We start from the raw sequence: 13,324 nt of genomic DNA on the forward strand, positions 1-13,324 counted from the left end.
ATTACCCCGTCACCACCACGCCACCGTCGACAACCATGCATTGTCCCGTCATCGCCCGGCTGGCCCGCGAGGCCAGAAACAAGGTTGGTTCGATCATGTCTTCTGGCGTCAGGTGCTCCTTGAGGCATTGCCGGTCCAAATGCGCGGCCAGATCCTCGGGCGTTGCCCACATATCCAACTGCTTTTGCGTCAGCACCCAGCCGGGCGCCAGGGCGTTTACCCGGATATTCTGCGGCCCAAGCTCACGCGCCAGCGACCGGGTCATCCCGGTAATCCCGGCGTTTGAGGTTGTGTAAATTGGATAACCGGCGTTGCCCATCATGTAGCTGATCGAACTGAAATTGATGATCGACCCGCCGGTGCCCTGCATCTGCCGAGCGGCTTCCTGACAGGCAAAGTAATATGCTTTCAGGTTCACCTCGATCATCCAGTCCCAGAATTCGGGTGTGGTTTCTTCAAGAGAGTGGCGCTTGTCGTTCGCGGCGTTGTTCACCAACACGTTGATTGGGCCGTATTCCTCGGCCGCCTTGTTCATCGTCGCGTGCAGCAACTCGGTATCCGTCATGTCGCCCTGCATGAACAAGGGGGCACGACCATGTTTTTCGCGCATCTGTTCGACAAATTCGCTGGCGTCAGACCGGCCGATAAAGGCAACGTTTGCGCCCTGCGCCATAAACCCGTCGGTCAGCGACGCGCCAACACCCGATCCGCCGCCGGTGATGTAGACTGTGGCCCCGTTCAGGTCGTGAAATGTGGCTGGTTGATCCATCAATGGCTCTCTCTGGTAACTAGGCGGGTGTCTTTGCCGACTAGGAAATCAAGGTCCGCGCCCTGATCGGCCTGCAAGACGTGGTCAATGTAAAGTTTCGCGTAACCACGGGTGTAATGCGGGTCGTCCGGTTGCCATGCTGCGCGGCGTGCGTCTAGCTCGGTTTGGTCAACCAAAAGTTCCAACTCGCCCTTGCTGGCGGATACACGGATGCGGTCGCCAGTTTTGACCAGCGCCAGCGTGCCACCCGCCTGTGCTTCGGGGCTTACATGCAGAATGACGGTGCCGAAAGCCGTTCCGGACATGCGCGCGTCCGAGATACGGATCATGTCGCGCACGCCGTCTTTCACCAGTTTGGCCGGGATCGGCATGTTGCCCACCTCGGGCATCCCCGGATACCCCTTGGGCCCGCACCCCTTAAGGACCAGAATTGTGTCGGGTGTGACCGGCAAGTCTTCGCGGTCAATATTGGCCTTCAGGTCTTCGATGCTTTCGAAAACATAGGCTTCAGCCTCGGTCTCAAGCAATTCATCTGTTGCGGCCGAGGGTTTCACGATCGCCCCGTTGGGCGCCAGATTGCCACGCAGTACGCGCAGACCAGCCGCGGGTTTCACGGGATCATCAAAGCCGCGGATCACATCGCGGTTAAAACACTCAGCCCCTTCGTAATGGGCCGAGATATCCTTGTTCAGCACTGTTTTCGCGGGTCGTAGGAAGGGTTTCAATTCGTTCAAAACCACCGGAACACCGCCTGCGTAGCAGAAGTCTTCCATCAAGTATTGGCCCGAGGGCATGCAGTTCACCAACAGGGGAATGTCTGACCCGATCTCAAAATCCTTCAGCGTCAGGTCCACTCCGACCCGACCGGCCAGGGCCAGAAGGTGCACGACCGCATTGGTCGATCCGCCAACCGCCGCGTTGGTCAGGATGGCATTTTCAAATGCTTCCTTTGTCAGGATGTCAGATGGTTTCAGGTCTTCGTCCACCATCTCGACAATCCGTTTGCCGGTCAGATGCGCCAGCGCCATGCGCCGAGCGTCAACTGCGGGCAGGGCGGCGTTGGTAGGCAGGCTCATACCCATCGCCTCGACCAATGAAGCCATGGTTGACGCCGTGCCCATCGTCATGCAGACACCCGCGCTGCGCGACATGCCGGATTCAGCGTTCATGAAATCCTGCAGGGTCATCTCTCCGGCGCGCACGGCTTCTGAGAATTTCCAGACATCCGTGCCCGAACCGATATCCTGCCCCCGATACTTGCCGTTCAGCATCGGGCCAGAGCTGACCACGATGGACGGCAGATCGACCGAGGCCGCACCCATCAACTGCCCCGGCGTTGTCTTGTCGCAGCCGCCCAGCAGGACGACACCGTCGATACCATAGGCCCGAATGGATTCCTCGACATCCATGGCTAGAAGGTTGCGAAACAGCATCGCGGTCGGCTTCATCTGTGTCTCGCCCAGCGACATGACCGGGAATTCGACGGGAAAGCCTCCGGCCTCCCACACGCCACGTTTGACGCCCTCGGCCAGATCACGCAGGCCCGAGTTGCATGGGGTCAATTCGGACCATGTGTTACAAATGCCAATGACCGGGCGGCCATCAAATGCGTGATCAGGGAAACCTTGGTTCTTCATCCACGAGCGGTGAATGAAGCCGTCCTTGTCCAGCTTTCCGTACCAATGTTCCGAGCGGCGTTTCTTGGTCATGAACTTTGCCCTTTCAAGCGGCTTTGGCGGGTTGGCACCAATCGGGCAGCCAATCGGTATGTGCTGTCAGAAGATCGCTGACCAGATTGCGGATCTGGCGCAAATCCAATTCGGCGGCTGTATGCGGGTCCATCATTGCAGCGTGGTAAATGAACTCTGGATTTTGTTCGACCAAAGCCCGTACGGTCAGTTCCTGCACGTTTATCTGAGTGCGCATCAGGGCAATCAGTTGCGGCGGTATATCCGTCACAACGGAAGGCTGAACACCATTGCTGTCTACAAGACAGGGTGTTTCAACGGCCGCGCCAAACGGCAATTGCGGAATCTGTCCAGTGTTGGGCAGGTTGCCATAAGCCACATAGGGTGTGTCCGTGACAATCGCGTTCATCAGATCGGCGGCAAACTCATGGCTACGCTTTGCTTCGATGTTGCGGCCATCGGTAAGCGTTTTGGCCTGTTCCTTCCAATTGGCGACTTGTTCCTCGCAACGTGTCGGATACTCGTCCAATGGAATCCCGAACTGGTCAATCAGGTCATGCCGCCCCTCTTTAATGAACCAAGGGACATACTCAGCCAGATGCTCCGAGCTTTCGGTGCAGAAATAGCCCAAGTGATCCATCACTTCGTATCGCACCTTGTTCGGACACCGAGGCATCAACAACGGAGCTTTGGGAATCTGCCCGCCGGCATAGCCCTGACGAAGCGCCGGGTAGAGGTCGCGCCCTTCGTGTTCAAGCCGCAGGAAGAACGCGACGTGATTTACACCCGCGACCTTGTACCGGATTTCCTGTTTGGGCAGGTCCAGATCATGCGCCAGTTCCTCGATTGTGTTCTGGACCGAATGGCACAGACCCACGTGCTTTAATGCTGGGAATTGCTCGGCCAGCGCCCAGGTGTTGATGGCCATGGGGTTGACGTATTGCAGCAACGTTGCGTTGGGGCAAAGCTGCATCATGTCTTGCGCGACGCCCCAGAGAACAGGAACGGTCCGCAGACCACGCATTATGCCGCCAACGCCCAGTGTGTCGGCGATGGTTTGGCGCAGGCCGTATTGTTTTGGGATTTCGAAATCAGTAACCGTACAGGGGTTGTAACCGCCCACCTGAAACGCGGTGATCACAAAATCTGCGCCGTCAAGCGCCGCCCGTCGGTCTGTGTGCGTGGTGACCGTTGCGCCTGTCCCGACCGACCGGATCATGGCTTTGGCTACGGCTTCGCTTTCAGCTAACCTTTCTGGGTCGATGTCCATCAGCGCAAAGTGGCTGCCCGACAGGGACGGGGTAAGCAGCGCATCACCCACGATGTTCTGCATGAAAATCGTGGAGCCTGCTCCAACGAAAGCAATCTTGGTCATTTTGCAAACCTTTGGTTTGGCGTTATTTTACGGCACCGAGGGTTAGCCCCGCGATGAAATGCTTCTGCATGAGAAAGAACATGGCGACCGGCGGAAGCGCTGCCACGATCGAGCCCGCACTCATGAGCTGATAGGCGGCCCGGAATTGTGCGTTGAAACTGGTGATACCTGCAGTGACCGGCTGGCTTTCAGCGCCTTGGGTCAGGACGACGGCCCAGAAGTAATCGTTCCAGATGAAGGTAAAGATCAGCACGCTGAGTGCGGCAATCGCCGGTTTCATCAGCGGCAGGACGACGTACCAGAAGATGCGCCATTCGCTGATACCCTCGACCCGGGCCGCTTCGATCAACTCGAACGGAAGAGCGCGGATAAAGTTACGCATGAACAGTGTGCAAAAGCCTGTTTGGAACGCGATGTGAAACAGGACGAGCCCGGTTTTGGTGTTGTACAGACCCAGTTGCAGTGTCAGGTCGCGCACCGGAACCATCAGAATTTGGAACGGAACGAAATTACCCGCCACGAACATGAAGAAAATCCATAGGTTCGATCTGAACTTGTAGATCCCCAGCGCAAACCCGGTCATGCAACTAAGAGCGACAGCCCCGATCACCGTTGGGATTGTGATCAGGAACGAGTTCAGCAGATACCGCGGCATGTCCGAGTTGAAGAAGACTTGCCCATAGTTGAAGGCGCCCTCGAAGCTGGACGGCAGGCCCCAGTAGTTCGCATTGGTAAAGTCCGCAGCCGGTTTGACCGAGAACAAAGCAACAGCGAGCAACGGCCCCAGCCACAACAGAAGGGCAAGCGGCAACATGGCCTGATACGAAATCTGTGCCGCGCGAGATTGCTTTTCGATAGGTTTGGGAAACATCTCAGTGCCCTCTCTCTTCGCGGTACATCGACCATAGGAAATAGGCGATGAAGCAGAGCATGATCAGGAACAGGATCACCGCGATGGCCGCGCCGTATCCCATGCGGAAACCATATTCGGACAACGCAACCTCGAACATGTAATAGGCCAACACGCGGGATGATCCGAACGGCCCCCCTTGGGTCATGATCGAGATCAGGTCGAAGGACCGCAGCGCGCCGATGATTGTCACGACAAAGGCAATGAATGTGGCAGGGCGCAGTTGCGGCAGGATGATGTGCCATAACATGCGCACACCTTTGGCGCCGTCCAGACGTCCGGCCTCGATCTGTTCGGGGTCCACTGCGTTCAGGCCCGTCAGATAAAGGATCATGCAATACGCCGTCTGCGGCCAGAGGCCGGCGAAGATGATACCGTAAGTGACGAAGCGCTCATCGCCCAGAACATTCAGGGGTTCGATGCCGAAGACGCCTAGAAATTCATTCAGCAGACCGAATGTCGGGTCATAGAACCATGTGAAAACCAGCCCGACAACGACCTGAGAAATCACGAAGGGAAAGAAAAACAGAGACTTGTACAGTCGGATGCCCCAAACCGTCTGGTTCAGGAAAAGAGCGATGAACAAACCCGCCGGGATAGCTGCCAGATAAAGGATCAGCCAGATAAGGTTGTTCTTTAGTGATACAAAGAAGGCATCCCGGTCGACCCATTCCCAATACAAGTCTTCGTAGTTGCGAAACCCGACATATTCGGCCGAGCCAAGCCCGTCCCATTCGTAAAGTGACAAATTAAAGGACTGAAAGACCGGAATGATCACGTAGACCATGAAAAACAACAGGCCGGGGGCCAGAAACAGCCAGGGCGCAATGCGTTGTTGATTTCGGTGGAACCAGCTTTCTTGTTCCGGGGAGTCGACAGCGGACATGAGGTATCTCGGGTCTGGTGGGGTGAAGGCGGGCTGAAGCCCGCCCTACAATTGAGGGTGACGCAGGCCGGGCTTTCGCCCGGCCTATGCCGGATCAGTTGTCGTAGATACGCTCACGTGCGCGCTCGAGCTTGGCGAGTATCTTGTCCGCGTTGTCAGGTTTGACCATAAATTCCTGGAAACCTTCCATCGACACCTTGGCCATTTCCGCCGGAGCGTCGCGGTCCCAGAACTGGGCGACACCGCCGGGGCTGTTCGACGAAAGCATCTCGAAGCCTTGGTTCAGGAATTTGTCGTTATCGACCGAAGACTTGGCATTGACCGGAAGTTGACCAAGGTTCGAGCCGTTGTTGATTTCCGTCTGCTCATCAGCCGAAACAACGAACCGCAGGAACTCGCGCGCGGCTTCTTTGTTCGATGCGTTCGACGGGATGTGGAACGTATCGGTTGGTGCGTCTTCTGCCAGTTCAACATCGGGGTTGATGGCAACGAACTGGTAGAAGTCGAGTTGATCGTCGCTGAGGCCCGCCTCGCGCAGCGGCGCGACGGCAAAGTTACCCATCAAGTAGGCGGCCGCTTCACCATTGACCATGAAAGGCAGTGCTTCCTGCCAGCTATAGGTCTGGTGGTTGTCGATGAAGGCGCCCATATCAATCAGTTGCTTCCAGTTCGCGAAGGTCTGTTTGACGCGGTCGTCTTCCCAGCTCACCTCGCCATTGGCCAGTTGCTGGTGGAAGTCGAAGCCGTTGGTGCGCATGTTCAGATAGTCAAACCAGCCACCCGCGGTCCAAAGGAACTTGGTGCCGATCGTATAGCAGGCCCGGCCCGAATCGACGATTTTCTGGCAGTTTGCCAGTTCTTCTTCCCAAGTGGTCGGTTCGGACAGGCCCAGCTCATCAAAGATGTCTTTGCGGTAGTAAACACCCCACTGATAGTAGGTATAGGGCACGCCCCACTGCTTGCCGTCGATGGTCATTGCACCCTTGGTCGATGCGAGGTTTTCAGCGATCTCAGGCTCGGCCCACAGGTCGGACACATCTTCGAACAGGCCGGCTTCGACATAGGGTTTCATACGGTTGGCAGCGTACCACGTCGCGACATCTGGCGTGTCGGCGGTCAGAAAGTTCCGAATTTGGGTCTTGTATGCCTCGCGGTCGATAACCGTGGTCTCGATTTCCAGACCGGGATGTTGTTCCGCGAAACGGTCGATCATCGCTTCCATCGTCGCGCGCGGCGCAGGGTTGGACGTATCAAGAAAGATTCGCAGCTCACCAGTCAGTTCGGCATAGGCTGGAATAGCGAGTGCAACGCTCATGGCCAGCGCAGCCGTCGTGCGCTTGTAAATGGAATGCATAGTTTCCTCCCTTAGCTTCCATTTGGTTCCATATATTGAAACCGAGTTTTATATATTGAAAACTACACATCGAATCGGTTAGCCTTGTCAAGGCCCTCGTGCGGATGCCGATGGATCAATGGGAGGAGAAAGAACGCTCGTGGCAGGTGACGGAACAATAGGCAAAGCATGTGACGTGCTGGATCAGGTCGCTGCGTTTCAGCGCCCTGTTAGATTTGCAGAGCTGCTGGATAGAAGTGAATTTCCCAAGGCAACCTTATATCGGTTCCTGCAATCCCTGACCAATCAGGGTATGTTGTCATACGACCCGGACCGGCAAACCTATATGCCGGGATTGCGTCTGGTCCGGTTGGCCCATTCGGCATGGACACAAAGCTCGCTTGCGCCAATCGCGCGACCCTTTTTGGATGCTCTAAGCCGCGAGACGGGTGAAACTGTGCATCTGGCCCAGATGGATGCCGGTCAGGTGCTGTATGTTGATAAACGAAATGCAACGCAGCCGATCGAGATGTATTCACAAGCTGGAAAGGTCGGCCCCGCTTATTGCACAGGTGTCGGCAAGGCGATGATGGCGTATCTTGCAAGCGATGCATTGGATGATGCGGTCTCACAGCAGAGCTATCATAGGTTCACGGAAAAAACCTTGGCATCCGAAGATGCATTGCGGGCCGACCTCGATCTAATACGCGAGCGCGGGTATGCGATTGACGACGAAGAACACGAGCCCGGAATCATTTGCGTCGCTTGCCCAATTCTGACGGCAAGCGGACGGATGTTGGGGGCAATCTCGGTGACGGGAAGCACCGAGCGCATGAATTTCAACCAACTGGAAACATGGGTACCCCGAGTTCGCCGCGTGGCCGAACAAATAGGTGCCGAAGTACAAGCGTGGCGGTTCCCAGAAGCCGGCCCAAACACCGATAGCGACAGGAAGCAAGCGACATGACGGGTGTAACTCTGAACCAGGCGATTAAACGCTACGGCGAAACGCAGGTTATTCACGGTATTGATCTGCAAATCGAAGATGGTGAGTTTTGTGTATTTGTCGGGCCTTCGGGATGCGGCAAGTCCACGCTGCTTCGGATGATTGCGGGGCTTGAGGAAACGTCCGAAGGGCAAATTCACATTGGTTCGCGGGACGTGACGCATATGGACCCGGCCAAGCGGGGCGTTGCAATGGTCTTTCAGACCTATGCCTTGTACCCCCACATGACAGTTGCCGAGAATATGGGGTTCGGGCTGCGCATGAATGGTGTGGCAAAATCCGAAATCGACCAAAAAGTGCAAGAGGCCTCGGGCATCCTGAAACTGGATCAGTATCTCAAGCGTAAGCCCAAGGCCCTTTCGGGCGGTCAGCGTCAGCGGGTCGCCATTGGCCGAGCGATTGTCCGTGGGCCCGAGGTCTTTTTGTTTGATGAACCTTTGTCCAATCTGGACGCAGAACTGCGCGTTGAGATGCGTGTTGAAATTGCGCGCCTTCACAACGAGATTGGCGCGACGATGATCTACGTGACCCATGACCAGGTCGAGGCCATGACCATGGCTGACAAGATTGTGGTCCTGCGCGACGGACGGATCGAGCAGGTCGGCGCGCCAATGGACTTGTACCGCGATCCGGATAACCGCTTTGTCGCCGGATTCATCGGCTCTCCGGCCATGAACTTTCTGGAATGTGATTTCAAGGACGGCAAGATTCTGCATCCCGCGTTGGCTGAGCCACTAGAGATGAGTGTGGCCGTGCCTCAAGGTATGACCAAGGTCACTTTGGGCATTCGGCCCGAGCATATCGAAGTTGATCGGTCGGGTGATACCTGCACGGTCGACCTGACAGAAGCATTGGGCGGTGTGAGCTATTCGTATCTGTTGACCCCGAATGGCGACAAACTGATCGTCGAAGAACGCGAAGATCAGCGCAGCAAACAGGGCGAACGGATCGGCATAAAAGTTCGCCCGGAACGTGCCATGTTGTTTGAACCCGAAGCGGGGGGAAGACTCCGGTAATATACATATTGTCGGGTCCAACGAAGAAACGCGCCGGGGCACCAGAATGGCGCGTTTTTTCATATGTAATAGAGCTGGATTTTGTATCCAATATCCGATAGAGCGAGTTGAATGGGCCTGAAATCAGCGCCCGAATACCGTTTGATTGGAAGGATGACACGGATGTCGACCAATGTGTTCACGGGAACAATGCCTGCACTGATGACCCCCTGTAACGCTGACCGCACACCTGATTTCGACGCGTTGGTTCGCAAAGGGCAGCAGATGATCAGCGCTGGTATGTCGGCAGTCGTCTATTGTGGGTCGATGGGTGATTGGCCCTTGTTGACGGACGAACAGCGGATGGAAGGTGTTGAGCGCCTCATCGCGGCAGGCTTGCCAGTTGTCGTCGGCACGGGGGCCATAAACACGAAGTCAGCCGTTGCGCACGCGGCCCATGCGCAAAAAGTTGGGGCCGTGGGCCTTATGGTCATACCGCGCGTTCTATCGCGCGGCAGCTCTCCAACTGCGCAGAAGAACCACTTCAAGGCGATCCTGAACGCAGCGCCGGACGTCCCGGCGATAATTTACAACAGCCCATATTATGGGTTCGCGACCCGGGCCGACCTGTTTTTTGCCCTGCGCGCAGAGCATCCAAACTTGATCGGCTTCAAGGAATTCGGGGGTAAGGACGACCTGCGCTATGCCGCTGAAAACATCACCAGCCAGGATGATCAGGTGACGTTAATGGTCGGAGTCGACACCGAAGTGTACCACGGATTTGTAAATTGTGGTGCTATTGGGTCGATCACCGGCATCGGAACGGCCCTGCCACGCGAAGCCTTGCTTTTGGCGGCGCTGTCCAAGAAAGCGGCGCAAGGGGATGCCGAGGCGCGGGTGCGCGCGCAGGAATTGACCGAGGCGATTCACGTCCTGTCCAGCTTTGACGAAGGGCCTGATCTGGTGCTTTATTACAAGCACTTACTGGTGCTGAACGGCGAACAGGAGTACCGTTTGCATTTTAACGAAACGGATGAGTTGACGGATGCGCAGCGTAATTACTGCGAGCAGCAATATGCTCTTTTTCAGGCGTGGTTTGCCAACTGGTCAAAGCAGGGCGGAGTGATCGCTGAATGCACGTGATCGACAGCCACACCGGAGGAGAGCCAACACGGGTTATCCTAGAAGGTGCGCCTGATCTGGGCACGGGCGCCTTGTCAGAGCGCGCCCGAAGGTTGGCAGAAGATCACGAGGGGTTTTATCGGTCGGTTATGCTTGAACCACGCGGCCAACCGGCCATGGTCGGGGCGCTATTGGTCGAGCCAGTGGATCAGACCTGTGTTGCCGGTGTGATTTTCTTTGATGTCGATGCTGTTCTTGGCATGTGCGGACATGGAACAATTGGCCTTACCGTGACCCTTGGGCATCTGGGGCGCATAGGTATTGGATCTCATCGGATCGAAACGCCTGCCGGTATCGTCACGGTCGAACTGCACGATGCGCATACGGTCACCGTTACGAATATCGAAAGTCGGCGGGTCCACGGCGATATCTCCATCGAAGTGCCCGAATATGGAACCGTAACCGGCGATGTCGCCTATGGCGGCAATTGGTTTTTCATTGTTGACCCAAGCCCGATTCCGGTCGAGCCCGGCAACATCCGCAGGCTGACAGATCTTACGATCGCGATCCGTGACGCCTCAGTTTCACAAAGTATCGGAGGGGAGCAGGGCGAGCCCATAGATCACGTGATCTTTCAAGACGCCTCACCCGATAAAAGAGTTCACAGTCGCAATTTTGTTCTTTGCCCTGACAATAATTATGATCGTTCGCCCTGCGGAACTGGCAGCTCAGCGCGGCTGGCGTGTCTTGCCGCAGATGGCGTTCTGGCTCCGGGAGAGGAAATCGTTCAGCAGAGTGTGATTGGAAGTAAGTATCGGCTGTCTTACCAACCCGGCCTGAATGGTGGTGTGATCCCTTCGATTACTGGGCAGGCTTTCATCATGGCCGAAGCGACGTTGATCTTTGACAAGGCTGATCCATTCAAGACTGGGATCGCGTTGTGACCGAACAGGTCGTTGTCATCGGGGCTGGTGTCATCGGTATCACAACCGCGCTGGAATTGCAGCGCTGTGGGCATTCGGTGCTGGTGTTGGACAAGGGTGGTGTTGCGGCTGAAACCTCGGCCGGAAATGCTGGTGCTTTTGCGTTCCCCGAGGTCGAGCCGTTGGCGACACCCGGCATCATGCTAAAAGCTCCGAAATGGTTACTGGACCCTCTTGGTCCGTTGTCCATTCCCCCGGCCTATGCGCTCAAAATCGCACCTTGGATGTACCGGTTCTGGCGCGCGAGCCAACCGGGACAATACGCCAGATTGTTAGAGGCGCAGGCCAACCTGATGCGATTGTCGGCGGCGGCGTTGGAGCGGCTGCTCCCTTCCGTCAATGGCGAACCGTTGATGCAGCGCGACGGGCAGATGCAGCTTTATGAATCCGAAGCCGAATTCCGCGCCAGCCTGCAAGCATGGGAAGTTCGCTGCGCCCATGGCATCAAGTTCGAGCTTTTGGAAAGTCCGGCAGCGATCGCGGAAAAGCAGCCCGGTCTCAGTTCACGTTTCACGCATGCCGGGTTTACGCCGGATTGGTTGAACACAATTGACCCAAAGAAGTGGGTCGAGCATCTGGCGCAAGCCTTTCGTGGCCGACAAGGCAGGATCGAACAGCAGGACATTCGGGCGCTGACACCGTTGGAAAACGGTGTGCGTATCACTACGCAAGGGGGTACGATTGACACCGCAAAACTCGTGCTGGCAGCAGGTGCATGGTCGCATCACCTTGCACGGACGCTTGGGGATCACATACCGCTTGAGACCGAGCGGGGTTACAACACCACCTTGCCAGAAGGGGCCTTTGATCTTCGGATGCACTTGACCTTTTCTCGTCACGGTTTTGTGGCCAGCCGGATCAACGGCGGCGTCCGCGTGGGCGGGGCGGTCGAGTTGGCGGGACTGAGCTTGCCACCAAATTTCAAACGGGCGGACACATTGCTGAAGAAGGCGACGCAGTTTCTTCCCGGTTTGAACACCGAGGGTGGCACTCAGTGGATGGGGTTTCGTCCGTCTTTGCCCGACAGCATGCCCGTGATTGGGCGGTCTCCAAACGCGGCTGACGTTATTTATGCCTTTGGCCACGGGCATCTAGGACTGACGCAATCGGCGGGCACCGCTGAACTTGTCGCGGCACTCATTGATGACCGGGACGTGCCGATTTCGTTGGCTCCGTACTCTCCGGCACGGTTCTGAGGAAGAGACATGCGAAGTGTAAAAACGATCCACGTCATATCCGCCCATGCAGAAGGTGAGGTCGGCGACGTTATCGTCGGTGGGGTTCAGCCGCCTCCTGGCGATACGCTGTGGGATCAGCGGTCGTTTATTGCGCAAGACCAGACATTGCGGAACTTTGTTCTCAACGAACCGCGCGGCGGTGTCTTTCGCCATGTGAACCTGCTTGTTCCGCCGAAACACCCGAACGCAGACGCCGCCTTTATCATTATGGAGCCCGAAGACACGCCGCCGATGTCAGGGTCGAACTCAATCTGTGTGGCCACGGTGCTGCTGGGTAGCGGGATTATTCCGATGCAGGAACCCGTCACTCATCTGGTTCTCGAAGCCCCCGGAGGATTGGTGCAGGTTCGCGCCGATTGCAGGAACGGCAAAGCCGAGCGGATTTTCGTGCGCAACCTTCCCAGCTATGCCGACAAGATTGCAGCGCCTCTTGAGGTGGCAGGAGTCGGTACTTTGACGGTGGATACCGCATTTGGGGGGGACAGTTTCGTTGTGGTTGATGCGGCTGCGCTTGGGATAGATATCCAGGAAGATGCAGCCCGCGACATTGCGCGTTTGGGTGTGGCAATAACGAATGCGGCGAACGATCAGATTGGTTTCAGCCATCCCACGAACAAAGACTGGAACCACATCTCATTTTGCGCATTCTGCGGCCCGCTTGAAACCACCGAAACCGGATTGCGCAGTAAATCTGCTGTGGCCATTCAACCGGGAAAGTTGGACCGCTCTCCGACCGGAACCGCGGTGTCGGCGCGGATGGCTTTGATGGCGGCCAAAGGGGAATTGGTCGTAGGACAGACATTCGAGGCGATCTCAATCATCGGGTCACGGTTTTCGGGCAAGATTGTCGATGAAACACTGGTTGGCGACCGCGCCGCCATCATTCCTGAAATTGGCGGTCGTGGTTGGATTACCGGGGTTCATCAACACATGCTGGACCCTGACGATCCATGGCCCGGCGGGTACAGGCTTAGCGATACCTGGGGTGTATGACATACGTCTGCTGCACGATTTTCGGC

Annotated in this window: 12 protein-coding genes; 6 read left to right on the forward strand and 6 right to left on the reverse strand. The window is 56.5% G+C overall.

Annotated elements, in window-relative coordinates; translation table 11 throughout:
* Nucleotide 1: 1 nt before the first annotated feature.
* From GOX73_RS14235 to GOX73_RS14260, 6 genes are all read right to left on the reverse strand, one after another.
* Nucleotides 2–769, reverse strand: coding sequence for an SDR family NAD(P)-dependent oxidoreductase (locus GOX73_RS14235; RefSeq protein ID WP_171123301.1), 768 nt, complete (start codon nucleotides 767–769; stop codon nucleotides 2–4).
* Entirely contained in the window at nucleotides 769–2,478 is a 1,710-nt protein-coding gene (locus GOX73_RS14240) for an IlvD/Edd family dehydratase (protein ID WP_171123299.1), read from the reverse strand. The genes GOX73_RS14235 and GOX73_RS14240 overlap by 1 nt, the downstream gene beginning before the upstream one ends.
* Nucleotides 2,479–2,491: 13 nt before the next feature.
* On the reverse strand, nucleotides 2,492–3,832 hold the full coding sequence (locus GOX73_RS14245; RefSeq protein ID WP_171123297.1) for an alpha-glucosidase/alpha-galactosidase: 1,341 nt from the start codon (nucleotides 3,830–3,832) through the stop codon (nucleotides 2,492–2,494).
* Nucleotides 3,833–3,854: 22 nt separating this feature from the next.
* Nucleotides 3,855–4,703, reverse strand: coding sequence for a carbohydrate ABC transporter permease (locus tag GOX73_RS14250; protein WP_171123295.1), 849 nt, complete (start codon nucleotides 4,701–4,703; stop codon nucleotides 3,855–3,857).
* Between the two features lies 1 nt (nucleotide 4,704).
* Nucleotides 4,705–5,628, reverse strand: a complete 924-nt coding sequence (locus tag GOX73_RS14255; RefSeq protein WP_171123294.1) for a carbohydrate ABC transporter permease — start codon at nucleotides 5,626–5,628, stop codon at nucleotides 4,705–4,707.
* Nucleotides 5,629–5,722: 94 nt separating this feature from the next.
* A complete protein-coding gene (locus tag GOX73_RS14260; RefSeq protein ID WP_171123292.1) occupies nucleotides 5,723–6,982 on the reverse strand; it encodes an ABC transporter substrate-binding protein in 1,260 nt (419 codons plus the stop codon).
* A 139-nt stretch (nucleotides 6,983–7,121) separates the two neighbouring features.
* On the opposite strand from GOX73_RS14260, the gene GOX73_RS14265 reads away from it, so the two are divergent.
* From GOX73_RS14265 to GOX73_RS14290, 6 genes are all read left to right on the forward strand, one after another.
* Entirely contained in the window at nucleotides 7,122–7,928 is an 807-nt protein-coding gene (locus GOX73_RS14265) for an IclR family transcriptional regulator (RefSeq protein ID WP_171123594.1), read from the forward strand.
* On the forward strand, nucleotides 7,925–8,983 hold the full coding sequence (locus tag GOX73_RS14270) for an ABC transporter ATP-binding protein (protein ID WP_171123290.1): 1,059 nt from the start codon (nucleotides 7,925–7,927) through the stop codon (nucleotides 8,981–8,983). The genes GOX73_RS14265 and GOX73_RS14270 overlap by 4 nt, the downstream gene beginning before the upstream one ends.
* A 162-nt stretch (nucleotides 8,984–9,145) precedes the next feature.
* Complete coding sequence (locus tag GOX73_RS14275) at nucleotides 9,146–10,105, forward strand: dihydrodipicolinate synthase family protein (RefSeq protein WP_171123592.1); 960 nt, start codon at nucleotides 9,146–9,148, stop codon at nucleotides 10,103–10,105.
* Nucleotides 10,096–11,028 carry a proline racemase family protein gene (locus GOX73_RS14280; protein WP_171123288.1) on the forward strand — a complete coding sequence of 311 codons (933 nt, stop codon included), beginning with the start codon at nucleotides 10,096–10,098 and terminating at the stop codon, nucleotides 11,026–11,028. The genes GOX73_RS14275 and GOX73_RS14280 overlap by 10 nt, the downstream gene beginning before the upstream one ends.
* Nucleotides 11,025–12,263 (forward strand): FAD-dependent oxidoreductase, encoded by a 1,239-nt coding sequence (locus GOX73_RS14285; RefSeq protein ID WP_171134980.1) that lies wholly within the window; start codon nucleotides 11,025–11,027, stop codon nucleotides 12,261–12,263. The genes GOX73_RS14280 and GOX73_RS14285 overlap by 4 nt, the downstream gene beginning before the upstream one ends.
* Before the next feature lie 9 nt (nucleotides 12,264–12,272).
* Nucleotides 12,273–13,298: a proline racemase family protein gene (locus tag GOX73_RS14290; RefSeq protein WP_171134981.1), complete on the forward strand. Its 1,026-nt coding sequence runs from the start codon at nucleotides 12,273–12,275 to the stop codon at nucleotides 13,296–13,298.
* Nucleotides 13,299–13,324 lie beyond the last annotated feature (26 nt).

The sequence above is a fragment of the Ruegeria sp. HKCCD7221 genome (assembly GCF_013031225.1).
Classification (GTDB): domain Bacteria; phylum Pseudomonadota; class Alphaproteobacteria; order Rhodobacterales; family Rhodobacteraceae; genus Ruegeria.